Source organism: Mesorhizobium sp. M0139 (assembly GCF_040322455.1).
Lineage (GTDB): Bacteria > Pseudomonadota > Alphaproteobacteria > Rhizobiales > Rhizobiaceae > Mesorhizobium.
The window spans coordinates 210,143-232,506 of record NZ_JAMYTN010000013.1 but is presented as its reverse complement, the minus strand read 5'-3'; the positions used below and the strand labels follow the sequence as shown (position 1 = coordinate 232,506).

General features: G+C 62.9%; 27 protein-coding genes and 2 pseudogenes. 11 read left to right on the top strand and 18 right to left on the bottom strand.

The genetic code is table 11. From position 1 onward, the window contains the following. Window positions 1-1,004: pseudogene (locus NKJ58_RS23250) on the top strand (nicotinate-nucleotide--dimethylbenzimidazole phosphoribosyltransferase); the annotation flags it as partial. 9 nt (window positions 1,005-1,013) lie between these two features. Here NKJ58_RS23250 and NKJ58_RS23245 read toward each other — a convergent pair. Next, entirely contained in the window at window positions 1,014-2,537 is a 1,524-nt protein-coding gene (locus NKJ58_RS23245; protein ID WP_023741201.1) for a sensor histidine kinase, read from the bottom strand. Window positions 2,538-2,612: 75 nt separating this feature from the next. Here NKJ58_RS23245 and NKJ58_RS23240 point away from each other — a divergent pair, with 75 nt between their 5' ends. The 4 genes from NKJ58_RS23240 (at window position 2,613) to NKJ58_RS23225 (ending at window position 5,139) form a co-directional block, all read left to right on the top strand. Next, entirely contained in the window at window positions 2,613-3,236 is a 624-nt protein-coding gene (locus tag NKJ58_RS23240; RefSeq protein WP_352745875.1) for a thermonuclease family protein, read from the top strand. A 39-nt stretch (window positions 3,237-3,275) separates the two neighbouring features. Beyond that, window positions 3,276-3,887, top strand: a complete 612-nt coding sequence (locus tag NKJ58_RS23235; RefSeq protein WP_352745873.1) for a glutathione S-transferase — start codon at window positions 3,276-3,278, stop codon at window positions 3,885-3,887. After that, window positions 3,887-4,504, top strand: a complete 618-nt coding sequence (locus NKJ58_RS23230; RefSeq protein WP_023741204.1) for a uracil-DNA glycosylase family protein — start codon at window positions 3,887-3,889, stop codon at window positions 4,502-4,504. The genes NKJ58_RS23235 and NKJ58_RS23230 overlap by 1 nt, the downstream gene beginning before the upstream one ends. Window positions 4,505-4,647: 143 nt before the next feature. Next, the gene (locus NKJ58_RS23225) at window positions 4,648-5,139 is read left to right on the top strand and encodes an Lrp/AsnC family transcriptional regulator (protein WP_023669013.1); all 492 of its coding nucleotides are present in this window, start codon (window positions 4,648-4,650) and stop codon (window positions 5,137-5,139) included. 48 nt (window positions 5,140-5,187) lie between these two features. On the opposite strand, the gene NKJ58_RS23220 is transcribed toward NKJ58_RS23225, so the two are convergent. The 10 genes from NKJ58_RS23220 to NKJ58_RS23175 all read right to left on the bottom strand — a co-directional run bounded on the left by NKJ58_RS23220 (window position 5,188) and on the right by NKJ58_RS23175 (window position 12,817). Beyond that, on the bottom strand, window positions 5,188-5,757 hold the full coding sequence (locus NKJ58_RS23220) for a DUF3299 domain-containing protein (RefSeq protein WP_023741205.1): 570 nt from the start codon (window positions 5,755-5,757) through the stop codon (window positions 5,188-5,190). Between the two features lie 63 nt (window positions 5,758-5,820). Further along, entirely contained in the window at window positions 5,821-6,387 is a 567-nt protein-coding gene (locus NKJ58_RS23215) for a GNAT family N-acetyltransferase (RefSeq protein ID WP_245270793.1), read from the bottom strand. After that, complete coding sequence (locus NKJ58_RS23210) at window positions 6,347-7,051, bottom strand: DNA alkylation repair protein (RefSeq protein WP_023741206.1); 705 nt, start codon at window positions 7,049-7,051, stop codon at window positions 6,347-6,349. The genes NKJ58_RS23215 and NKJ58_RS23210 overlap by 41 nt, the downstream gene beginning before the upstream one ends. Window positions 7,052-7,060: 9 nt before the next feature. After that, complete coding sequence (locus NKJ58_RS23205) at window positions 7,061-7,930, bottom strand: NAD(P)-dependent oxidoreductase (RefSeq protein WP_023669009.1); 870 nt, start codon at window positions 7,928-7,930, stop codon at window positions 7,061-7,063. Window positions 7,931-8,033: 103 nt separating this feature from the next. Then, a complete protein-coding gene (locus NKJ58_RS23200) occupies window positions 8,034-8,864 on the bottom strand; it encodes an ABC transporter permease (RefSeq protein WP_023669008.1) in 831 nt (276 codons plus the stop codon). After that, window positions 8,861-9,577, bottom strand: coding sequence for an ABC transporter permease (locus tag NKJ58_RS23195; protein ID WP_023669007.1), 717 nt, complete (start codon window positions 9,575-9,577; stop codon window positions 8,861-8,863). The genes NKJ58_RS23200 and NKJ58_RS23195 overlap by 4 nt, the downstream gene beginning before the upstream one ends. A gap of 75 nt (window positions 9,578-9,652) precedes the next feature. Beyond that, entirely contained in the window at window positions 9,653-10,438 is a 786-nt protein-coding gene (locus NKJ58_RS23190; protein ID WP_023688509.1) for an ABC transporter substrate-binding protein, read from the bottom strand. 318 nt (window positions 10,439-10,756) lie between these two features. Continuing rightward, window positions 10,757-11,260, bottom strand: a complete 504-nt coding sequence (mobB, locus tag NKJ58_RS23185) for a molybdopterin-guanine dinucleotide biosynthesis protein B (RefSeq protein ID WP_023741207.1) — start codon at window positions 11,258-11,260, stop codon at window positions 10,757-10,759. Continuing rightward, entirely contained in the window at window positions 11,257-11,889 is a 633-nt protein-coding gene (gene mobA, locus NKJ58_RS23180; protein ID WP_023706846.1) for a molybdenum cofactor guanylyltransferase MobA, read from the bottom strand. Before mobA ends, mobB begins: the two co-directional genes overlap by 4 nt. A 7-nt stretch (window positions 11,890-11,896) precedes the next feature. Further along, window positions 11,897-12,817, bottom strand: a complete 921-nt coding sequence (locus NKJ58_RS23175) for a DMT family transporter (RefSeq protein ID WP_023730566.1) — start codon at window positions 12,815-12,817, stop codon at window positions 11,897-11,899. Here NKJ58_RS23175 and NKJ58_RS23170 point away from each other — a divergent pair. After that, window positions 12,768-12,944, top strand: a complete 177-nt coding sequence (locus NKJ58_RS23170; RefSeq protein WP_198020043.1) for a hypothetical protein — start codon at window positions 12,768-12,770, stop codon at window positions 12,942-12,944. The genes NKJ58_RS23175 and NKJ58_RS23170 overlap by 50 nt on opposite strands. 98 nt (window positions 12,945-13,042) lie before the next feature. On the opposite strand, the gene NKJ58_RS23165 is transcribed toward NKJ58_RS23170, so the two are convergent. From NKJ58_RS23165 to moaA, 3 genes are all read right to left on the bottom strand, one after another. After that, entirely contained in the window at window positions 13,043-13,399 is a 357-nt protein-coding gene (locus NKJ58_RS23165; protein ID WP_023669002.1) for a hypothetical protein, read from the bottom strand. Window positions 13,400-13,495: 96 nt separating this feature from the next. Continuing rightward, entirely contained in the window at window positions 13,496-13,996 is a 501-nt protein-coding gene (locus NKJ58_RS23160) for a hypothetical protein (protein WP_023690743.1), read from the bottom strand. A 52-nt stretch (window positions 13,997-14,048) separates the two neighbouring features. Next, window positions 14,049-15,044 carry a GTP 3',8-cyclase MoaA gene (gene moaA / locus NKJ58_RS23155; protein ID WP_031193366.1) on the bottom strand — a complete coding sequence of 332 codons (996 nt, stop codon included), beginning with the start codon at window positions 15,042-15,044 and terminating at the stop codon, window positions 14,049-14,051. A 198-nt stretch (window positions 15,045-15,242) separates the two neighbouring features. On the opposite strand from moaA, the gene NKJ58_RS23150 reads away from it, so the two are divergent. Beyond that, window positions 15,243-15,596: a gamma-butyrobetaine hydroxylase family protein gene (locus NKJ58_RS23150; protein WP_023668999.1), complete on the top strand. Its 354-nt coding sequence runs from the start codon at window positions 15,243-15,245 to the stop codon at window positions 15,594-15,596. Between the two features lie 65 nt (window positions 15,597-15,661). Continuing rightward, the gene (locus tag NKJ58_RS23145) at window positions 15,662-16,273 is read left to right on the top strand and encodes a pyridoxamine 5'-phosphate oxidase family protein (RefSeq protein WP_023668998.1); all 612 of its coding nucleotides are present in this window, start codon (window positions 15,662-15,664) and stop codon (window positions 16,271-16,273) included. A gap of 26 nt (window positions 16,274-16,299) precedes the next feature. Here NKJ58_RS23145 and NKJ58_RS23140 read toward each other — a convergent pair whose 3' ends face one another. Then, complete coding sequence (locus NKJ58_RS23140; protein ID WP_023668997.1) at window positions 16,300-16,752, bottom strand: MarR family winged helix-turn-helix transcriptional regulator; 453 nt, start codon at window positions 16,750-16,752, stop codon at window positions 16,300-16,302. 48 nt (window positions 16,753-16,800) lie between these two features. Here NKJ58_RS23140 and NKJ58_RS23135 point away from each other — a divergent pair, with 48 nt between their 5' ends. Continuing rightward, window positions 16,801-17,709, top strand: a complete 909-nt coding sequence (locus tag NKJ58_RS23135; protein ID WP_023668996.1) for an alpha/beta hydrolase — start codon at window positions 16,801-16,803, stop codon at window positions 17,707-17,709. A 45-nt stretch (window positions 17,710-17,754) separates the two neighbouring features. Here NKJ58_RS23135 and NKJ58_RS23130 read toward each other — a convergent pair whose 3' ends face one another. Together NKJ58_RS23130 and NKJ58_RS23125 are read right to left on the bottom strand one after the other, a co-directional pair. Then, a complete protein-coding gene (locus tag NKJ58_RS23130) occupies window positions 17,755-18,153 on the bottom strand; it encodes a rhodanese-like domain-containing protein (RefSeq protein ID WP_023688500.1) in 399 nt (132 codons plus the stop codon). A gap of 62 nt (window positions 18,154-18,215) precedes the next feature. Further along, window positions 18,216-18,824 carry a TetR/AcrR family transcriptional regulator gene (locus NKJ58_RS23125; RefSeq protein WP_023668995.1) on the bottom strand — a complete coding sequence of 203 codons (609 nt, stop codon included), beginning with the start codon at window positions 18,822-18,824 and terminating at the stop codon, window positions 18,216-18,218. A gap of 99 nt (window positions 18,825-18,923) precedes the next feature. Here NKJ58_RS23125 and NKJ58_RS23120 point away from each other — a divergent pair. Together NKJ58_RS23120 and NKJ58_RS23115 are read left to right on the top strand one after the other, a co-directional pair. After that, a pseudogene (locus NKJ58_RS23120) lies at window positions 18,924-19,669 on the top strand (3-oxoacyl-ACP reductase family protein). 212 nt (window positions 19,670-19,881) lie between these two features. After that, window positions 19,882-21,762: a L,D-transpeptidase family protein gene (locus NKJ58_RS23115; RefSeq protein WP_023688498.1), complete on the top strand. Its 1,881-nt coding sequence runs from the start codon at window positions 19,882-19,884 to the stop codon at window positions 21,760-21,762. A gap of 97 nt (window positions 21,763-21,859) precedes the next feature. Here the strand turns inward: NKJ58_RS23115 and NKJ58_RS23110 are convergent, their stop codons facing one another. Beyond that, on the bottom strand, window positions 21,860-22,330 hold the full coding sequence (locus NKJ58_RS23110; RefSeq protein ID WP_352519914.1) for a hypothetical protein: 471 nt from the start codon (window positions 22,328-22,330) through the stop codon (window positions 21,860-21,862). Window positions 22,331-22,364: the final 34 nt, after the last annotated feature.

The window sequence follows — 22,364 nt, the reverse complement described above, 5'->3', positions numbered from 1 at the left end:
ACTACTTCCCCCGCGCGCGGCCCTTCGACTATTTTCGAATTCGGGTGGCTCGCCGGCCGCCTGCTTATACTGTCGCTTAAACCCGGGTGCGCACCGTTTTTTCCAAGGCCGACAAGCCGAAAGCCTCGCTTGGCCGCATCGACGACATCGCCGCCTGGCTTGCTGCCTGGAGCGGGCGCGCCCCGCCGGCGGTGAACCGGCCCCTGGTGGCGATCTTCGCCGGCAACCATGGCGTGACCCGCCACGGCATCTCGCCGCGCCCTGTCGCTGCGACCGCAAACGCCGTTGAGCTGTGCGCCGCCGGCGGTGCGGCAATCAACCAGATCTGCGTCGCCAACAATCTTGGCCTCAAGGTGTTCGATCTGGCGCTGCACATTGCGACCGCCGACATCACCGAGGACGCCGCCCTCGACGAACGCGGCTGCGCCGCCACCATGGCCTTCGGGATGGAAGCCATCGCCGGTGGCGCCGATCTGATTTGCCTCGGCGATCTCGGCGTCGGCAACTCCACCGTTGCGGCGGCCTTGTGCGCGGCCCTGTTCGGCGGCAGCGGCGCCGACTGGGTCGGCCCCGGCTCCGGTGCCGACGCGGCCATGCAGGCGCGCAAGGCTGATGTAGTCGATGCAGCCGTCGCCTTCCATGGTGCGGCTCTGAAGGACCCGTTGGAAGCACTGCGCCGGGTCGGCGGCCGCGAGTTTGCGGCCATTGCCGGCGCCATCCTCGCCGCCCGGATGCAAAAAATCCCGGTGCTGCTCGACGGCTTCGCCGCGACCGCCGCCGCTGCCGTGCTGCATGCCGCCAACCCAGGTGCGCTCGATCATTGCCTGCTGGCCAGTCTGTCGCCGGAGCCCGGCCAAAGGCTTGCCGCCGAGCGGCTCGGCCTCAGGCCGCTGTTCGATCTCGGCATCAGCCACGGCGAAGGGGCAGGGGCCGCCCTTGCCGCCGGTCTGGTCAAGGCGGCGGCGCTTACCAGTTCGGGCATGGCGGCGGCGGTCAAAGCCTAGAACAAGCTGTCAACGTCGGCGGGCCGCCGCCACGGTCTTGGTTGGCAGCGCCGGCAGTTCCTCCATCACTCGGGCGAGCGGGAAGATGGCGATTGCCTCGGTGCCTTCGCGCAATTTCGACTGAAGTTCGAATTCGCCGCCATGCATGGCGAGCAGGCCCTGCACAATCGGCAGTCCGAGCCCGGTGCCCTGTTCGGCGCTCTTGATGGCGATCGAGCCCTGGCCGAAGGCGGACAGCACGATCGGGATTTCGTCTTCCGGTATGCCCGGCCCATTGTCCTTGACCGAAATGTACTGGCCGCCGCCCGCCGTCCAGCCGACGCGCACGCGAACTTCGCCGCCGGTGGCGGTGAATTTGATGGCGTTGGACAGGAGGTTGAGCGTGATCTGCCGCACCGCGCGCTCGTCGGCGAACAGCCGCGGCAGGGCACTTTCGAAATCCTGGACGATGCGGATGTCCTTGTTGCGCGCCTTCAATTCCATCATGTGGCAGCAATCTTCGGCGATGTTGAGCAGCATCACCGGCTCTTCGTTGAGCTGATAGCGGCCGGCCTCGATGCGAGACAGATCGAGGATTTCGTTGATCAGGTCGAGCAGATGCTGGCCGGAATCGTGCACGTCGCGGGCGTAGTCGCGATAGGTCGGGTTGCTCATCGGCCCGAGCACCTCATTGGCCATCACCTCGGAAAAACCGAGAATGGCGTTGAGGGGCGTCCTGAGCTCATGGCTCATAGAAGCAAGGAAGCGCGACTTCGCCAGATTGGCGTCTTCGGCCCGCCGACGAGCTTCGTCCGACATCGATTTCGCGGTCTCCACCTCGGCGAGCAGCGCATCCTTTTCGGAGCGAAAGGACAGAAGTATCAGCGACGAGCGGTTGAGATGGCGCGCGATATAGGCAAAGAACGGCAATGCCGCGACCAGCAGGGCGACCATGATCGTCCCGACCGGCACCCAAAATTTCGTTTCAGCATAGGCATAGACCGCCACCGGAACGACGAAGGTGGCAAGCAGAGAGCCGCGCAAGGACGACGCCATGATAGCGGTCGCCGCCATGGCCAGCAGCAGCACCACCGCCTTGGCGGCCTGGAACTGGTCGATCTGGCAGGTGGCGCAGCCGAGCCATGCGAACCACGCCCAGCCGAGGCCGCACAGCGAATGTCCGATCAGGAAATCCCTGCGGGTGTGAACAGGATTGAGCTCGGCGGCTTCGGTGCGCTCGACGCGGCGCGCCATGAAGGCGACGATCGAATAGCAGATCAGGGTGAACAGCGCCCAGACGCTGATCTGTTTGTCCACACCGGCCAGCAGCCCGGCCGCCGCGACCGCCAACACCAGCAGTGGGATGACGGCTGCGCCGCGCACCATGGTCCCGGCATGCAGCTTCAGCAGTTCACGGTCGAAGTCGAGATTGCCAACCTGCTGCGAAAGACGGTCGCGCGTCTTGCGCACCGCGCGCGCCACATCGCTGTTGCGGTGCGGTTTCCGGCGGTCCACAATGAATTTATCCGCTGTGTTCGAGCGTAGCAGAGGCATGGAAACTTCGATTTATGCGCGCAGCGATCTCAATTCGTTAAGCTACGTTCGAATGATTAAGAGACTGTTTGCCATATGAGCCGTTCGTGGTCGCCAAGGCCGCGCCGGCGATACTATCCGCCGCCGCCGCGAAGCCTGTGGCGCAAGCTGCTGGATTACGCGCTGACGGTCATTCTGCTCGGCCTGCTGATCCTGCTCGCCGCACGCCTCGACCGTTTCGAGACGCGCAAGGCGCAAGGGGTGGCGATCGTCAACGATGGCGATTCACTCACTCTTGGCACCGAACGTATCCGCATGCGCGGCATCGACGCTCCGGAATACCAGCAGATCTGCCGTAGGGATGGCGCAGACTACGCCTGCGGCAGGCTGGCGCGCCAGGCGCTGGTGCGGCTGATATCAGGAAATCCAGTGACCTGCAGCGGCTGGCAGCGCGACCGCTACGGCCGCCTGCTCGGCGATTGCAAGGCCGGTGGAAAGGATCTCAACCGGGCCCAGGTTGAGGCCGGCTGGGCAATTGCCTATGGCGATTTCGACACCGAGCAGGCCATTGCCCGCGCCGGCAAGGTTGGCATCTGGGCCGGCACGTTCGATCAGCCGCATGACTGGCGCGAAAGCCACCACGGCGGCCCGCTCGAAAGAAAGCACGGCACCCTGGCTTCGGTCGGTGACGCCTTGCGAGAGATGTTTCGCTTCTGGTGACGAGCACTATAGTTGAAGGACCAGATCGGGAGGATAAGCATGAAACTGTTCGACGGCGGCCGCGCCCCCAACCCGCGGCGAGTACGGGTTTTCCTCGCCGAAAAGGGCATCGCAGTGCCGCTGGTGCCGGTCGACATGGGTGCGATGGGGCACAAGCAGGAGCCGGTCAGGTCGCGCAACCCGCTGCAGCGGCTGCCGGTGCTGGAGCTCGACGACGGTACCATCCTCACCGAATCCGTCGCCATATGCCGCTATTTCGAGGAACTGCATCCCGAACCGGCGCTGTTCGGGCAAGGCGCGCTCGGCAAGGCCAAGGTCGAGATGTGGCAAAGGCGCATGGAGTTCAATCTGCTCAGCTGCGTCGCCCAGGCTTTTCGCCACATCCATCCGGCGATGAAGGAATGGGAAATTCCGCAGATCCCCGAATGGGGCGAGGCCAACAAGGCGAAAGCGGTTGAATTCCTGAAACTGCTCGACCCCGAACTGGCAAACTGCGAATTCGCCGCCGGCGACGCCTATTCGATCGCCGATATCACCGGCATGATCGCCATGGATTTCATGAAACCGGCGCGCATCAAAGTGCCGGACGAGTGCACAAACGTGCTGCGCTGGTACAGTGCCGTCTCCAGTCGCCCGAGCGCTTCCGCCTGATGGAGGCGGCACTCGAACGCCTGACGGCAAAGGTCCGCGCCTGCCGCATCTGCGTCGACACTCCAGTCGGCAGGCCGCTGCCGCACGAGCCGCGCCCGGTGCTGCTGCCATCATCCAGCGCCCGCATCCTGCTCGCCGGCCAGGCGCCAGGCACAAAGGTGCATTTGTCGGGCATGCCGTTCACCGACGCGTCCGGCCACCGCTTGCGAAGCTGGCTGGGCGTAACCAGCGAGGAATTCTACGACACGGAAAAATTCGCCATCGTGCCGATGGGCTTTTGCTTCCCCGGCCAGGACGCAAAGGGCGGTGACCTGCCGCCGCGCCGAGAATGCGCGCTGGCCTGGCGCGCGCCGCTGATAGCACTGATGCCGCAGATCGACCTCGTTCTGACAATCGGCTCCTACGCGCAATCCTGGCATATGGGCGCCACGCGCCGGCCGTCGCTGACCGAAACCGTGAAGGACTGGCGCACCATCTGGGATGCGCCGGCCAGCCCGAAAGTGCTGCCGCTGCCACACCCGTCATGGCGCAACTCAGGATGGCTGAAGCAGAATCCATGGTTTGAAATGGATTTGCTGCCGTTTCTGAGATCGGAAATCCGCTATCGCATAGATTAGACTTTAAGCAACATATCACTCGCTTTTGTGCCATCCGGCAGAATTTCTTTCTTGTGAAAGGTCGAAATAAGAGGGAATATAGCCAATCTATTCCCAAAGCGCGTCGCGCCCGAGGGAACGCGGCCTGCACCAGGAGCACCTCAATGGATCGCCTCGACAGAAAAATTCTCCGCCTCCTGCAGGAGGACGCGACGCTCGCGGTTGCCGATGTCGCCAAGAAAGTCGGCCTGTCGACGACGCCGTGCTGGCGCCGCATCCAGAAGCTGGAGGAAGAGGGAGTCATCAAGCGGCGCGTCGCCATCCTCGACCACGAAAAGGTCAATGTGCGCGTCACCGTCTTCGTGTCGATCCGCACCAATTCGCACAGCCATGAATGGCTGCGGCGTTTCTCGGAAGTCATCCAGGAATTTCCCGAAGTTGTCGAATTCTACCGCATGAGCGGCGACGTCGACTATCTCCTGCGCGTCGTGGTGCCCGATATCGCCGCCTATGACGCCTTCTACAAGCGGCTGATCGCCAAGATCGAGATCCGCGACGTGTCGTCGTCCTTCGCCATGGAGCAGATCAAGTACACGACCGAAATGCCGCTCGACTACATGCTGCTGGACAAGGAATCCGGCGCCAACGCGGCCTGAGCGCGGTTGTCTGTGACCGGTCGGTGACGCTGCACAAGCAGGCGCCGTTTAGTTCTTCTTTTTGTTGAGGAAACTCCAGGGCGAGTTGACCGGCAGCGTGATCGTGTCCGGCACCGTGTCGACTGCCACCACATCGGCTTTGCGTACGGTGTAGCCGGACTGGATGATGCTGACGCCGTCGAGAATGAACAACTGGCTCTTCTCCAAGCCGGGCCGCAAGGCGCCGGTCACGGCAACCGACTCATAGGCCTGCGACATCTTGTAGGGACGGGCCGGCGTCACCAGCACGATCTGGTTGGGCGGCGGCGTCGGCATGTGGCTGCAAGCGCCTGTCCACGGCACCAGCAGGAACTGGTAGACGAGATCGCCATCACGGTCGACCGGCAATGCATAGCCGGCTAATTGTACGGTATTGTCCTGCAGGTTGAGCGACAATGTCTCGCCACGATCGGGCAGTTTTGCCGCAATCATCGGCAGGCCGGCATCTTCGGCCACCGCCTGCGTCGCAGGACGCAGATCTTTCCAGAAGATGCGCGCGGTTTGGCCTGAGGCGTTGGTAGCGGTGAACACCAACAACGCGGCTGCAAGCGCCAAGGTCGATTTGAGAGGACTGCTCATCGGCCGCTTCCTTTGTGCAGGAGTAAAGACGCCGCGGCCGATCGCGTCAACGCTCGAGCCGCATCACATGTCTGCGAGAGCCGGCCATGCCGACCTCATGGAACCCGCGAGCGATGAACACGCCGCGAACCCCATGAAACGGTAGCTCGGCGATGCCTCGTCGACCGGGTAGGCCTCGATCACGCCGGCGCCCTTGGCAAAGGCGTGATCTATGGCAGCGTCAAGCAGCGCTGCCGCCAGCCCGCCGCCGGGCAGCGCCCTTGGCACATAGAAGCAGACGATCGACCAGATGCCGGTCTCGTCATCGTCCTGTTGCGACGTCAGCTTCCGATAGGTCTGGCGCGGCGCGACCGAGCACCAGCCGACGGTCTTGCCGTCAATCTGGGCCAAGATTCCCACCGGCGTACCGGCCTCGACAAGCGCCATCATGGCCCGTTTCAACTCGGCGTGCTGGACATGCTCGCGGCGGCCGGACAGGGGCCGCCAGGCCATGCACCAGCAATACTTCGGACCGCCTTGCGCTTCGAAGAGGCCTTCGAAATCGGCGCGCGTCTGCCGCGTCACCTCGGTGAACCGCACGTTGGCTAGGTCAGCCTTTTCTGGCGGCGATCCGCTCGACGATCTTGGCATTGGTGAGTTCCCGTACGGCGTCCTTGCCAATCCAGCGCGCCGTCTTGTCGGCCGACTGGGCCAGTCGTTCGGCCACGGCAAGGGCAGCGCCGTGCATCTCCAACGATCGCTTGCCGATCGAACGAAGCGCCCAGTTTACCGCCTTCTTCACGAAATTGCGGCTGTCGGCGGCATGCGCTTCGATGATCGGCAGGAAGCCAAGGAAAGTCGCCACCGGCTCCTGCTTCCGGTGCACGACGGACCACGCCATCATGGCAAAGGCCGTGCGTCGAACGAACTCGCGCTCGTCCGCCGCGAACTCTTCAATCAGCTCCTTCCAGGCGTCCGTGTCGACGAAGAGATCGGAGACGCCGTCGACGATATCCCAGGAATCGAAGGATGCGGCCCATTGTCGTGCATCCGCGGCTGAGAAGCGCTTCGGGTCGGCCGTGACGGAAGCGATGAACTGCGCCTCCATGATGCCGGTCTGCCAAAGCTCGAACGCACGCTCGTGGTTACGCTTGATCTTTTTGGCGATCTGCCGCTGCATGCCATGAGAAATACCGAGCGCGCGTTCGATCTTGATGCCGTAGCGCAACATGCCGCGGCGATTGTCTTCGGAGCCGACCGAGCGCAAATGGGCGACGATCTCATCGGCGCTCGATTGGGGCGAAAGCTCGGCCATTGCGAACGCCTATTTTTCCAGGCGCGCCAGCAGGGACGAGGTGTCCCAGCGCTTGCCGCCCATCGCCTGCACATCCTTGTAGAACTGGTCGACAAGGGCGGTCACCGGCAGTCTCGCGCCATTGCGGTCGGCTTCATCGAGGCAGATGCCGAGATCCTTGCGCATCCAGTCGACGGCAAAGCCGAAATCATATTTACCGGCATTCATCGTCTTGTGGCGGTTCTCCATCTGCCAGGACCCGGCAGCGCCCTTGGAAATCACCTCGATGACCTTCTCGATGTCGAGCCCGGCCTTTTTGCCGAAATGGATGCCTTCGGCCAGTCCCTGAACCAGCCCGGCAATGGTGATCTGATTGATCATCTTCGTGAGCTGGCCGGCGCCCGACGGACCCATCAGCCCGACCATGCGGGCAAAGGCGTCGATGACCGGCCTGGCCTTGTCGAAGGCAGCCTGCTCGCCGCCGACCATCACCGTCAGCACGCCGTTTTCAGCGCCCGCCTGGCCGCCGGAGACCGGGGCATCGAGAAAGGAAAAGCCGGCCTTTTCAGCGGCGTCGGCCAGTTCTCGCGCGACTTCGGCCGAAGCGGTGGTGTTGTCGATGAAGACGGCGCCTTTTTTCATCGCGGCGAAGGCGCCATGGGCCCCGGTCGTCACCGAGCGCAGATCGTCGTCATTGCCGACGCAGGAGAAGACGAAATCCTGGCCCTCTGCGGCGTCCGCCGGCGTCGCGGCAGACTTGCCGCCATGCTGGGCCACCCATTGTTCCGCCTTCGCCGCGGTGCGGTTGTAGACGGTGACGTCGTGGCCGCCTTTGTTCCTGAGGTGCCCGGCCATGGGATAGCCCATCACGCCAAGACCGAGAAATGCCACAGATGCCATGAGTTTGCCCTTCAGACGGAACGGAATTGTCTTGGAAAGCTCTAGGCTCTACGCGCCATTCGTCAAGACGCGCATGAGCCGATCGACTGGTACAGCCGACCGCTCAGCGGATCAGATGAATGGTGATCCGTCGCTCGATCCATTCGACGCCGTGGCGCAGGATCTCGACCATCACCAGATAGACGATGGCGACCCAGACATAGGCCTGGAAGTCGAAGGACTTGGCGTAGGCCAGCTTCGCGTTGCCCATCAAATCATAGACGGTGATGATGGCAACGATGGCGGAAGCCTTGATCATCAAGACGAGTTCATTGCCGTAGGGCCGGAGCGCGACGATAAAGGCCTGCGGCAGGACGACCTTGCGCAGCGTCTGCAGCTTGTGCAGGCCGAGCGAAGCAGCGCCCTCCCATTGGCCCCTCGGAACACTCTCGATGGCGCCGCGCAGGATTTCGGCCTGGTAGGCGGCGGTGTTGAGCGCGAAGGCGAACACACCGCAATTGAAGGCGTCGCGGAAGAACCACCACAGCCCGACGGATTCGAGCTGCACCCGGAATGAGCCCAGGCCGTAATAGACGAGATAGACCTGGACCAGCAGCGGCGTGCCGCGGAAGAAGTAGACGTAGCAATAGGCCAGGACGGACAGATAGCGGTTCTTCGACATGCGGGCATAGGTGACGGGCAGCGAAAAAAGCGCGCCGAGCACCATCGAGATGGCCACCAGCGCAAGCGTGGTTCCCAAGCCCTGCAGATAGGCCGGCGCGTATCTGGCGAAGAATTCGCCATTCCAAGCGTAAACCAGATAGACGGCGATGCCGATGCCGAACAGGATCCAGAAGCCGACCAGCGCGTAGCCGACGATACGGGCCCGCGGCCAGCCTCGCGCCCGTGGTGGTGGCTTCTCGATGTCGACGGCGGCGCGCGTCACGACGCTCATCGTGCCTCCCTCCTCCCGAGCGAACGCAGGATGAAGCCGGTGGCGATCGACGACAGGATGGCAAGGATAAGGAACACCATCGCCGCGACGCTGTAGAACAGGAAGGAATGTTTGGTGACACGGGCCGCCACGCCGGCGTTGCGCAGGGTTTCAGCCAGGTTGACGACCGACACCAGGGCCGTATCCTTGAGCAGGCTCAGCCAGCAATTCTCAAGGCCGGGGAAGGCGATGCGCAGCAGCTGCGGCAGGATCACCTTGCGCATCGTCTGCCATTTCGACAGACCGATCGCATAGCCGCCCTCATACTGGCCCTTCGGAATGGCGCGAAAGGCCGACAGGAAGACTTCGCTGGAATAGGACGAAAAGATCAGCGACAGCACGATCATGCCGGCGAGGAAGCTGTCGACATCGACCGTCGCTTCCGGCCTGAACAGACGGATGACATACTGCAAGAGGATCGGCATGCCGAAGAAGAACAGGAAAAGCGTCACCAGTTCCGGCAGGCCGCGAAACACCGTGGTGTAGATGTTGGCGGCCACGCGAAGCGACGGCTCTTCGGATTGTTTTGCCCAGGCGACGAAAAAGCCGATCGTCAGGCCGATCGGCAGTGTCGCCAGCGCGAGCGCAATGGTGACCAGTGCGCCATAGGCAATATCGTCAATCCAGCCATCGGGTCCCCAAGTGAGAAGTATCCATATGTTCTGGCTTGGCATTGACGGGTCTTGTCTCCACTTCTGTCAGGCCAAGGCGGCAGCAGGAAACTTCCCCTGCCGCCTTGTTTCAGACGATCAGGACTCGGCGCCGAAGACGTCGAACTTGAAGTACTTGTCGTTGATTTCCTTGTACTTTCCGTTGGCGCGGATTGCGTCGATGGCGCTGTTCAACTTGTTGACCAGATCCGTCTCGCCCTTGCGCACGGCGATGCCGGCGCCCGGTCCAAAGATATCGACCGGCTGCGGCGAGGGCTGGCCGAGAATCTTGCAGCAGGCGCCATCAGGCGAATCCAGGAACTGTTGCAACACGACGATATCGTCCTCGATCGCGTCGAGACGCCCGTTGGCGAGATCGGCCTGCTCTTCGGGGCTGCTCGGATAGCCCTTGACCGTGCTGTCCGTATAGGTTTTCGAGGCGTAATTGAAATGCGTCGTCGTGGTTGCGACGCCGATAGTCTTGCCGGCCAGGTCTTCCTTGGTCACGCCCTTGAGGGTCGAATCCTTGGGTACCGCGATCGCCGACGGCGTGTTGTAGTATTTGTGGGTGAAGTCGACCTTCTCGGCGCGCTCCGGTGTGATCGACATCGAGGCGACGATGGCGTCGAACTTGCCGGCCTGCAGGGCCGGAATGATGCCGTCCCAATCCTGGGCGACGAAGGTGCACTTGACCTTCATCTCGTCGCAGAGCGCCTTGGCGATGTCGATGTCGAAGCCCACGAGCTGGCCGTCCGAGGTCAGGTTGTTGAATGGGGGGTAGGCGCCTTCGGTGCCGATTCTCAGGGTCGTTTCCTGAGCCTGGGCGACGCCGAGCGTCAGCAGCGCAGCCGATGCGGCGAGCGCGATACGCAGTGCAATACGCATGATAGTCCTCTCTTTATGGCTCCCGGCCGTCGTTCCGGAACGGCTCTGTGGGGCGGTGCTTTTGACCGCCCGCTGGCGCGATACTCCCACTGTTTTCGGGAGAAAAGCAACTGTAAAACCGTTGCTTGCGGGATTTGCGGATCCAGCCAATGCTGACGCCGGGTTAATGCATGTCGCCCGAAGTGTGCAGCGGTTTTGGGACAACGACATGCATAAATAAAACAACCTGAAGCGCGTTGCATGAGGGCGTTCAGGCGCGACGCGCTTAGACAATGCAACGGCTGAAGAGGGCGGCTGAACCGGGCCAGGGCAGGGGCCTCAAGGTTTGAGGCCGGTCATGCGCTCGATGAAGTCGGCTATCCCTCCCGTGTCGTCGAGATCGAACACAGGCAGGCTTTCGCCGGTAACCGCGAAGTCGGCGGCAATCGCCACGATATGTCCGTCGTTCGCCGACAGCGGCGAGCGGTCCTTGGCCTCCTGCCGCCGGGTTTCGATCTTTTTGTGCACCTCGCGCTTGTAGCCTTCGACCAGCACGATATCGCACGGTGCCAGCCGCGACAGGACCGTCTCCAGCGTCGGCTCGTCCTCACCGCGCAATTCATGCATCAGCGCCCAGCGTTTGCCCGACACCACCGCGACCTCGGTGGCGCCCGCTTGGCGGTGGCGATAGCTGTCGGCGCCAAGCTTGTCGATGTCGAACTCATGGTGGGCATGTTTGACCGTCGACACTGTCCAGCCGCGCCGGACGAGCTCTGTGACCAGCTTCTCGGTCAGTGTGGTCTTGCCGGAATTCTTCCAGCCGGTGATGCCGAAGATGTTCATGGGCCGATGCTCTGCAACAGACGCTCGGCCACCGCAAGGTCGTGCGGTGTGTTGATGTTGAAGAACGGGTCGATCTCGTCACTGCCGTGGGTCAGCAACGGAAATTCCACTTCGACACAGTCGTGCCGCTCGATGAAGGCGGAGACGCGCCTGTTGTCCTCGTCGATCAGGAAATGGCGCAAGGCCTCACGCAGCCCGAGCGGCCACAGCGCAAAGGTCGGATGCCGCCTGCCGCCGGAACTGGCAACAGCGATGGAGCCTGGTCGCTCGTCAACAGCCGCAGCCAGCCTCTCGACCAGGTCCACCGGCAGGAACGGCGTGTCGCCGGCGGCCGTCGCCAATGCCTTGAAAGCGGTATTCGCTGCCGCCCATTCGAGGCCGGTGAGAATTCCGGCCAGCGGTCCGGCATAGCCTTCCACCGCATCGGCGAGAACCGGAAGACCGGCCGCGGCGAAGCGCGCCGGGTCACTATTGGCGCTGAGCGCCAGCGATCCGACCTGCGGCGCCAGGCGGGCAACGACATGGTCGAGAAGCGGACGCTCGCCAAGCGCCAGCAAAGTCTTGTCGCCGCCGCCCATGCGCCGTGACAGGCCTCCGGCCAGGATAATTCCTGCAATGTCTTGGCTCATGGCCAACCTATATGCCGTCCGGCGCCATGTCGGGTCCAGCGCTTTCGGCCGCCGGCTTCTGCCGGCCGACGACCCGTTCGCGATAGAGCGCGTAGAGGCCGGAGCCGATGATGATGGCGGAGCCAACGATCATCGGCAGGTCGGGAACATCGCCGAAGATGATGAGGCCAAGCAGCATCGACCAAAAGAGGGCGGTGTAGCGGAATGGCGCAATGAAGGAGATGTCGCCGGCCCGCATTGCCATGATGATGAACTGGTAGCCGATCAGCACCAGCACCGCCGCCAATGCCAAAAGTGCCGAGCCTTTGCCGGACATCGGCGTCCAGCCGCCCATCGGCGACAGCAGCACGGCGCCAACGATGGTCATGGCGATTGCCGTTGCCGTCGACACCAGCAAGGTCGGGATAGCCCTCGGGATGCGCTTGGTGGCGAGGTCACGTACTGCGCAACAGGCGACGCTGACGAGTGCGTACAGCGAATAGATGCTGAAGCCTTCGAAGCCTGGCCGCACGATGATCAGCACGCCGCCAAAGCCGACCGCGATCGCCAGCCAGCGCCGCCAGCCGACCGCTTCGCTGAATACGAGTGCCGCCCCCATCGTCACCGCCAGCGGCAGCGCCTGCAGCACCGCCGAGACATTGGCGATCGGCAGATGCGCTAATGCCACAAGGAAGGCGACGGTGGCGCCGGCCTCGGCGACCACGCGAAGCGTCACCAGCGGCTGCAGCATCGACCTCGGTCGCGCGAGCGCGCCTTGCTGCCAGGCGAGCAGGCCGACGAGCAGCGACGCAAAGGCGCCGCGCACCAGCATCACCTGCGCCATGTTCATCGATTCCGACGAGAACTTGGTGATGGCGTCGTTGAGGGTGAAGCCGATCATGGCCACCATCATGCACAGCGCGCCGCGAATGTTTGGGGAAAGAGGCAAGGGCGTTACCGGTTTGCAAGAGCAATTCCAGAAAAGTGTGAAACGGTTTTCCGTCCGGAATTGCGTGAAAACAAAGAATAAAGCGGTTCGACGTTTCGGCGAAACGGTGAACCGCCCAAGCCTGTAGCAGCCGGCGGCAAGACAGCAACGTCAAAGAAATAGGCCACGGATTTTCACCCGTGGCCCACAAAATCGCTAAGAGGGCTGGCCGGATGACCAGCAGGCTCATTTCGGGGTCAGCACCTCGGTGCCGCTGCCGTTCTTGCCGGCGATGGTCCACAGGCCGTGCAGCGAGCCGTCATCTTCTACCTTATAGACGACGAGACCGATTTCCTTGCCCATGACATAGCCGGCGGAGAAGGCATCGTCGTTGCGCATGCAGATGCCGTCCGACGATGATCCGCCCGTCTCCCAATGGATGGTACAGGTGGTCTCGCTGGTCAGCGTGATGGTGGCTTCGCCGCCATATTTCGAGCCGTCGAAATTGGTGCCCGCGACGGTGTAGCTGCCGCCGATGGACTGTGCTGCTGCCGGCGCGGCGGCAAACCCAAGCATTGCAAGAGAAAGTAAGAATGTGCGCATGTCGTATTCCCCCAAACCGAGCGACGAGCCGCTATAGGCCGAAATTTAGGGCGGAACGCGATGGCGGTAAATCGGGTTTGCAGCGTCGAGAGCGATTTATTCCCAGTGTTGCTCAGCCCCATGCAGGCTGTCGCCGATAGCGCCGACCAGTGGGTCGTACTTGGCCTTGAGCGAGGCGGGATATTCGATCCAGACTGTATGGATTGCATCCTCTTTTTCGAAGACGATTCGGGTATAGAAGATCTTGTCGCCTTTGGTGCTTGAGACCACTGCCCAGTTCTTACCGGTTTTGCTGTAAGTGACCTTTTCCCCAGAGTCAGGGTCGGCTTTTTCCTTTTCAACCAGACTGTCGGGCGTATCTTCCGTCAGCTTGTATCCGCCGTAACAGGACAAGCTCGCACCATCGGGGCTAAGCCATTTTCGACCGTCGCCATTGAGGGACTCAGGCATCGGCTTGCTGAAAATCTGGCTCAGGAACGTGCACACCGTGCCATAGCGCGCATTGATGTAGGTGAACGGCTTTGCGGGCGCCACTGTGGTCGCCAATGATAGGGCCACGACCAGCGCTGACAGCCCGGTTTGGCAAACACGCTGCATGGAAATCCCCCTCGCTTCCAACGGAAGCATTCTGCACCAATCGCGGAGAAAATCAGCCGCCGGTGACGCTCATATGTCTCGACACCGACGGGCGGCTGGTGCGGCGGTCGATGATGAAATCATGGCCTTTCGGCTTGCGGCCGATCGCTTCGTCGATGGCAGCAGCGACCAGCTCGTTGCCTTCTGAGGCACGCAACGGCGCGCGCAGGTCGGCGGCATCCTCCTGACCCAGGCACATATAGAGCGTGCCGGTGCACGTCAGCCGCACGCGGTTGCAGCTTTCGCAGAAATTATGCGTCATCGGCGTGATGAAGCCCAGCCTGCCGCCGGTCTCTGCGACATGGACGTAGCGGGCCGGACCGCCGGTCTTGTAGGGGATGTCGCTCAGCGTGAACTGGCGCTCGAGCGAAGCGCGCAGCAGCGATAGCGGCAGATACTGGTCGGTCCGGTCGGCGTCGATCTCGCCCATCGGCATGGTTTCGATGACGGTCAAGTCCATGCCGCGGCCATGCGCCCAGCGCATCATCTCCGGCAGCTCGACGTCGTTGAAGTCCTTCAGCGCAACGGCGTTGAGCTTCACCTTCAGCCCCGCCGCCTGCGCGGCATCGATGCCTTGCATGACCTTGCCGAGATGGCCCCAGCGGGTGATGGCGTGGAACTTGTCGGCATCGAGCGTATCCAGCGAGACATTGATGCGCTCGACACCGCAATCGGCAAGCTCGGCGGCAAAGCGCGACAGCTGCGAGCCATTGGTGGTCAGCGTCAACTCTTCCAGCGCGCCGCTCTTCAGGTGCCGCGACAGCTGGCGCACCAGATGCATGATGTTCTTGCGCACCAGCGGCTCGCCGCCGGTGAGGCGCAGTTTGCGCACGCCCTTTTCGATGAAGACGGTGCAGAGCCGGTCGAGTTCCTCGAGCGACAGCAGGTCCTTCTTGGGCAGGAACGCCATGTCCTCGGCCATGCAATAGGTGCAGCGGAAATCGCAGCGGTCGGTGACCGACACGCGCAAGTAGCTGATCGTGCGACCGAAGGGATCGATCATGTCCATGCGTTCAAGCATTCCCGTGGCTGCGAGTGGCGCCGTTATATACGGCTATGTGATACGATCCAACCCGCCATTCAAGATAGCCGCTCTCGATCTTTGGTGACATTCCCTGGCCGACATCCGGTGTCGGCCGGGTCCAAATGGCCTTTTCCGCTCGCGCGAAGCAGCGTAGGGAAGGGCGGATTGACGGGATGCAGAACAATGACGGCGCCGAAGGAACTCAGGGTCTCGAAGGACAGAAAACTGCTGTCCGTCACCTTTCCCGATCATCGGCCGTTCGAATTGCCGGCCGAACTGCTGCGCGTCGCTTCACCCTCGGCCGAGGTGCAGGGCCATTCGCCGGACCAGCGGGTGACGGTTCCCGGCAAGCGCAACGTGGCCATCCTCAAGATCGAGCCGGTCGGCAACTACGCCGTGCGCATCACCTTTGACGATTTTCACGACACCGGCATCTTCACCTGGAATTACCTGCACACGCTTGGCCACGAAAAGGACGCGCGCTGGAATGCCTATCTCGCCGAGCTCCAGGAGAAGGGACTGAGCCGCGACCGCTAGTTCGGCACTGTCGGCAAAACGTCATTGACTGGGGGTAACGCTGGCAACGGTTCGGAGACGGGAAAATGTCTGACATCACCACGGTCGAACAGCTCGAAGCCCTCTACGGCCTGCCCGGCGAAGCGTCGACGGTCAAGGAACTCGACCACGTCATTCCCGAATATGCCGCCTTCATCGAAGCCTCGCCTTTTGTCGCCCTGGCGACGAGCGGGCCGGAAGGGCTGGACTGTTCGCCGCGCGGCGATCTCGCCGGCTTTGTGCGCATGCATGACCCGAAAACGCTGATGATGCCGGACAGGCGCGGCAACAACCGCGCCGATTCGCTTAAGAACATCATCCGCGATCCTCGCGTCGGGCTGCTGTTTCTTGTGCCGGGTTCGGGCACGACGCTGCGCGTCAACGGCCGCGCCCGCATCACCACCGACGCCGCGCTTTGCGCCTCCTTCGCCGTCGAAGGCAAGCCGGCGCGCTCGGTCACCTTGGTCGATGTCGATTCGGTCTATTTCCAGTGCGCCCGCGCCATCGTTCGCTCGGAGCTGTGGAACCCGGCAAAGCACGTCGACCCGAAATCGCTGCCGACACCCGGAACAATCCTGGAAGTCACCAGCCGCAAGAATATCGATGCCGGTACTTACGACAAGGAATGGCCGGAGCGGGCGAAGAAGACGATGTGGTGAGGTGGGAGGCGCGTGGATCGAACGGCTCAGGTATCCTTCAGCACGTCATAGATCTTGCGCATCTGTTCGCCGATCATGTCGCACTGTTCCGCTGTCGACTGGCTCATCGCCTTTTCGATCAGCGCCATATGCACCTTCAGCGCCTTCATCAAAAGCTCCGTGCCGGCCTCGGTAAGCGTCAGCCGCAGGACGCGCTTGTCCTTCTCGTCGCCTTCGCGGCGCAGCAGGCCGCGCGCCTCGAGCTGCGGCAACAGCATGGTGATGTTGGAGCGGCCGACCAGCAGTTTGCGGGCGAGATCGTGCTGCGACATGCCGGGATGGCGATAGAGGTTCATCAGCACGTCGAGCTGCGCCGGCTTGAGATCCAGCGGCGCCAGCTTTACCGCCAGCGCACGCTCCAGCACATGGCAGGCGCGCGCCACCGCGACCCAGTTGCGAAAGCGCGGGTTGTCCCAGGGCAGCTCTTGTTTAATGTTCATGTTTGAACTATTATGTTCATGCTTGAACGGAATGGATGGATCGCCACTATGGCATCATTTGGACTGAAGGTCATCCGGGGCGTGTTCCGCGCCGCCGAGCATGTGGCGCCCCGCCTGAGCGGGCGCGCCGCCTTCGAACTGTTCTGCCGCACGCCGAGCGTGAAGGCGCTCAGTGACGGCGAGCGGCGTGCGGTCGACCGCGCCGCCGGCTTCATGGCCGAGGCGCGCCATCATCGGCTTACGACCAAGGCCGGCTGCGTCATGGTGCACGAATTCCGGCCCGAGCCGGGCAGGGCGTCCGCCGGCACGGTGCTGGTCGTCCATGGCTGGCGTTCGCGCACGGAATATATGCGCGCTCTGATCGAAGGCTTTCGCGATGCGGGCTACCGGGTCGCCTCGCTCGACCTGCCGGGCCATGGCCAGTCGCTGGGCCGTCATCTCAACATGGTCAATGCGGTCGAGGCGGTCAGGGTCGCCGGCGAATGGTTCGGTCCGTTCAAGGCGATAGTCGGCCATTCCTTCGGTGGCGCCGTCGCCGCCAATGCCATTGCCGGTTCGATCAAGGGTATCCAGCCCGTCGCGGCCGAGCGGCTGGTGCTGGTCGCCGCGCCAAGTTCCCTGCCGGCGATCTTCGCCGACTTCAGCCGCATGCTCAATGTCGGTCCGCGTTCGCAGGTTTCCATGGCCGATCAGGTGAAAAGGCTGTCGGGCCGGCCGCTGCATGAATTCACCGGCGACCGCCAGTTGGCTGAGGCGCCGGTGCCGACGCTGGTCATCCACGCGCCGGACGACCGCGAAGTCCCCGCCGATCATGCCACACGTTATGCCGGCGCCGGCAGCCATGTGCGGCTGCACTGGGCCGATGGGCTCGGCCACCGTCGCATTCTCGCCGACAAAGGTGTTGTCGAACGCGCTGTGACTTTTGTCAAAAACGAGCGCGAGCCGATACTGCATTGATTCCAATGGGTGTATTGTCGACTCCGACAACGCCGGAGCGGTGAGCTAACCGTTCTTCTTGCCGCCCGGCTCGACGGGCAATCCGGCCGCCTTCCAGGCGGTATAGCCGCCAAGGATGTGCTTGACCGGCGACAGCCCCATATCCTGCGCCGTCTTGGTGGCCAGCGCCGAGCGCCAGCCGCCGGCGCAAAAGAAGACGAAGCTTTTGCCCGAGGCGAAGAACGGCTTGTGGTAGGGGCTTTCGGGATCGATCCAGAATTCCAGCATGCCGCGAGTGACATGTTTGGCGCCGGGGATCTGGCCGTCCCGCTCGATCTCGCGTGGATCGCGCAGGTCGACGAAGATGGTGTCCTCGTCGTCGAGCAGCCCGGCCGCTTCCTCGGGCGAGACCACCTCGATCTCGGCATTGGCCTCGTCGAGCAACTCGCGATACCCTTTTTTCACGGATGATCCCTCCCGGCGCATTTCGCCGCCGACTGGATTTCCAGCACAAGCTCCGCGCTTTGTCACGCTGTTCCGACCAGCCCCTGCCACGCCGCCATCGCTCCGGCCACTGTGGCCATGAGCGCGTCGCACGAGGCGCCGTCGCGGGCCTGAATCGACATGCCGTGCTGGACCGTCGCATAGAAGGTCGCCGCCGCGTTGCTGTCGAAGCCCGCCGGCAATTCGCCTTCCGCCACACCGCGTTCCAGCCGTCTCAGCAAGAGGGTGTGGTTTTCGGCGCGGCGGCGGCGCAAATCATCGCAGATCGCGCCGCTGCTTGAATCCTGGTGCAGTGCGCCCAGTGCGATGAGACAGCCCTGCGGGCGGTCGTCCTGAGAGTACGCTTTTGCCGTCTGACGCAGGAAATTCTCGATCGCCTGGCATGCCGTCGGCGCTTCGTCCAGCGCGCTCCAGATCTCGGTGCCTTCGTTGCGGGTGTAATACTCGGTCGCTTCCAGAAACAGCGCCTCCTTGCTGCCGAAGGCGGCATAGAGGCTGGGCGAGCTGATCCCCATCGCCGCGGTCAGGTCTGCGATCGAGGTGCCCTCATAGCCTTTGGCCCAGAACAGCTCCATCGCCTGCCGCAAGGCGGCGGTTCGATCGAAGGTGCGGGGGCGGCCTCTTTCCGGCATGACGATCTTTCTGTGTTGATCGATACATAATTCACTTGACATCGCCAGGCAAGGTTGCCAGATATTTATGTATCGATCGTTACATAACGGGGAAATGACATGTCAGCGAACGGATTGAACGGCAAGGCAGCACTGGTCACCGGCGGCAGCCGCGGCATAGGTGCTGCGATAGCAAAACGGCTTGCGGCCGATGGCGCCGACGTCGCCATCACCTACGTCAACAGCTCGGCGCCGGCCCAAGCTGTCGTCGCCGAGATTATAGCGGCAGGTGGTCGCGGATCGCCATCCAAGCCGACAATCGCGACGCTGCCGCCATCGAAGGCTCGGTCACCGAGGCGGTGAATGCCTTCGGCCGGCTCGACATCCTGGTCAACAGCGCCGGCATCTGGCGCGCGGCGCCCATCGAACAGATGTCGCTGGCCGACTTTGACGAGACCATTGAGGTCAATCTGAGAGCGCCGTTCGTAGCCTCGAAGGCGGCAGCGGCTCACATGGGCGAGGGCGGCCGCATCATTTCGATCGGCAGCAATCTGGCCGAGCGCGTCACCGACACCAGCCTCAGCGCCTATTCGACCAGCAAGGCTGCGCTGGTCGGCCTGACCAAGGCGCTGGCGCGAGACCTCGGTCCGCGCGGCATCACCGCCAACGTCGTTCATCCCGGTTCGACCGACACCGACATGAACCCGGCCGAAGGCCCGCATGCCGAACACCAGCGGCGGAAGATGGCGACGCCCCGCTTCGGCAAGGCTGACGAGATCGCCGGCATGGTTGCCTGGCTCGCCGGTCCGGAAGGGCGCTTCGTCACCGGCGCCGCGCTCACCATCGACGGTGGCGCCAACGCCTGAAGCAGCGGCCGCTTTGACCGGTCTGGAGCGGCAACGCCGCTCCAGACGTCACGATGTTGTGAAACCGTTCTGCAACAGGCCTGCGGAAATTTATGGAAGCTTAACGAAATCGGTATGAATCGGTATAGTAGCGCCTTACATCCGCCATGCGGTTGGCAAGATCGTCTAGCGGCGCGGAACGGGAGCCGGCTTGCAGCCGGAGCGGGTGATTAATGAAATTCCTCGGAAATAAAGCCACCGTGATGCCGCTTGCAGTGGCGGCAGCACTGGCCTTCGGTGTGCCGCAGGCAAGCGCGCAAGGCCTGTTCGACATGCTGTTCGGCGGTGGCGTCAAGCACAGGCCGCAAGGCGAATTCCCGCCGCCGCCGAAGCGCAAGCCGAAGCCCGCCGTATCGGGCGGTGGCGGCACCAGGATCAGCAGCCCGTCCTACTACACCTACAAGGCCGACCGGCTGGTGCGCGTCGACTTTACCGCATTGGTGGCAGCACCTCCCCAGGTGGCAACAGCTGAAGACGCCGCCTTTGTTCCGTCGGCGACCAGCACCGCCTTCCGCGAAGCCGTTGCAGGCCTCAGCGACTATGAACTCTATGCCGAGCCCGATATCGCCAAGGCACTGATTGCCTATTACTCTGCCAATCCTGATTTCATCTGGGTGAACGAGGGCAATCCCAATGCCCGCGCCCAGGATGCGGTGCGGGTGCTTGGCGAAGCCGCAAGCTATGGTCTCACGTCGGCCGACTACACGGTCGAGGTGCCGGCAGCCAACGCATCGGCAGTCGATGCCGACGCCCATCTGAAGGAACTCGTCCGCTTCGAGATGGCGCTGTCGGCGCGCGTACTGCGCTATGCCCGTGACGCCCAGAGCGGGCGCGTCGATCCCAATCGCATCACCGGCTACTATGAATTTCCGCCGAAGCCGGTCGACATGGAAGGCGCGCTCAAGACGCTGGCCCACACCCAGGAAGTGCGCACCTACCTCGAATCGCGGCACCCGCAGAACGCGGAATATCAGGCGCTGCGCGTCGAACTTGAATCGCTGCAGGCGAGCGCCGAAAACGAAATCGTCGTCGATCCCAAGCTGTTGCTGAAGCCCGGCGAGACCAGCGCCGAACTGCCGAAGCTGCTGACGCTGATCGCGCGCAATCTCGACGACGAGATGGGCGGCGCCTATGGCGAGATCCTGTCTCGTCTCGGCACCAGCGATGTCTATGTTCCCGAACTGGTTCCGATCATCAAGGCCGTGCAGGTGAAGGCCGGCATGAAGGGCGATGGGGTCATCGGCCCGCGCACCGTCGCCTCGCTCGCCGGCACGTCCAAGGCCGACAGGCTGCAGAAGGTGCAGGTCGCGCTGGAAGAATTGCGCTGGATGCCGTCCGATCTCGGCAGCCCGCGGGTGTTCATCAACCAGCCCGCCTTCACCGCCAGCTATATCGACAATGGCGAGGAGAAGCTGAAGACCCGCGTCGTCATCGGCCGGACCACCAACCAGACCGCCTTCTTCTTCAAGGAGATCAAGCAGGTCGATTTCCATCCCTATTGGGGCGTGCCGCAGTCGATCATCGTCAACGAGATGCTGCCAAGGCTGCGTGGCGATCCGGGCTATCTCGACCGTGCCGGCTACGAGGTGACCGACTCGCGCGGCAGGCGGGTTCCCTCTTCCTCGGTCAATTGGGGCGCCTACGGCGCCAACATTCCCTACAGCGTGCGCCAGCAGCCGAGCGAAGCCAATGCGCTGGGCGAACTGAAGATCCTGTTCCCCAACAAGCACGCCATCTACATGCACGACACGCCGCAAAAATCCTTCTTCCAGCGCGATATGCGGGCGCTCAGCCATGGCTGTATTCGCCTTCAGGATCCACGTGGGATGGCGGCGGCGGTGCTCGGCGTCTCGGTCGACGACATCGCCGAAAAGCTCAAGCACGGCCATGCCAGCGAAGACGTGACACGCACGATTCCCGTCTATGTCTCCTACTTCACTGCCTGGCCGGACCTGTCCGGCAAAGTCGAATATTTCAACGATGTCTACGACCGCGACACGCGGCTGATGCAGGCGCTGGAAGCGACTGAAGCGGTGCGCTCGCCGACGAGCTGAAACCAGCGGAGTTCCTCGTTCAACGAACGAGGAACTCACTTTGTCTCTCTGGTTTTATTAGATTTTTGGCCGATGGACGGTCGCCCGTTTCCTGCGATCAGCGCTGGATGAGCGGACGCCGGAAGCCGGCGTCGCGGCCCGCGATCAGCCAATAGACCAGACCGGCTACGAGGCCGGCGGCGGCGATGATGCCGATATCGGCCCAGCGTCCGGCATCCTCTTCCGCGGCCGGCCAGACCAGGAAAAAGCCGGCTGCAGCGGCAGCGGCGCCAAACAGCATGTGCACCAGGAAATTGCGCAGGGCAAAGAATTCGGCGAGCAGCGCGAAGATCAGCGTCTGCAGGCCGGTCAGCACGATCGTCAAGAAATAGACGACCATGCCGAGCGGCGGCCACAGCAGCATGACAATGGGCGAAAATTGCATGGCGCCGAAATAGTCCGGCGCGTTGGGCAATACGGCGAGTGCGCAATATATCGCCACGACCGCGAACAATCCGATCAGCACCGAAACGAAATAGCCGGCAAGCATCATCAGGATGCGCTTCAAAACATGCTTAACCATGGCCATGCACCCCCGTGCCCTGCAACTGTTACGCGCACTC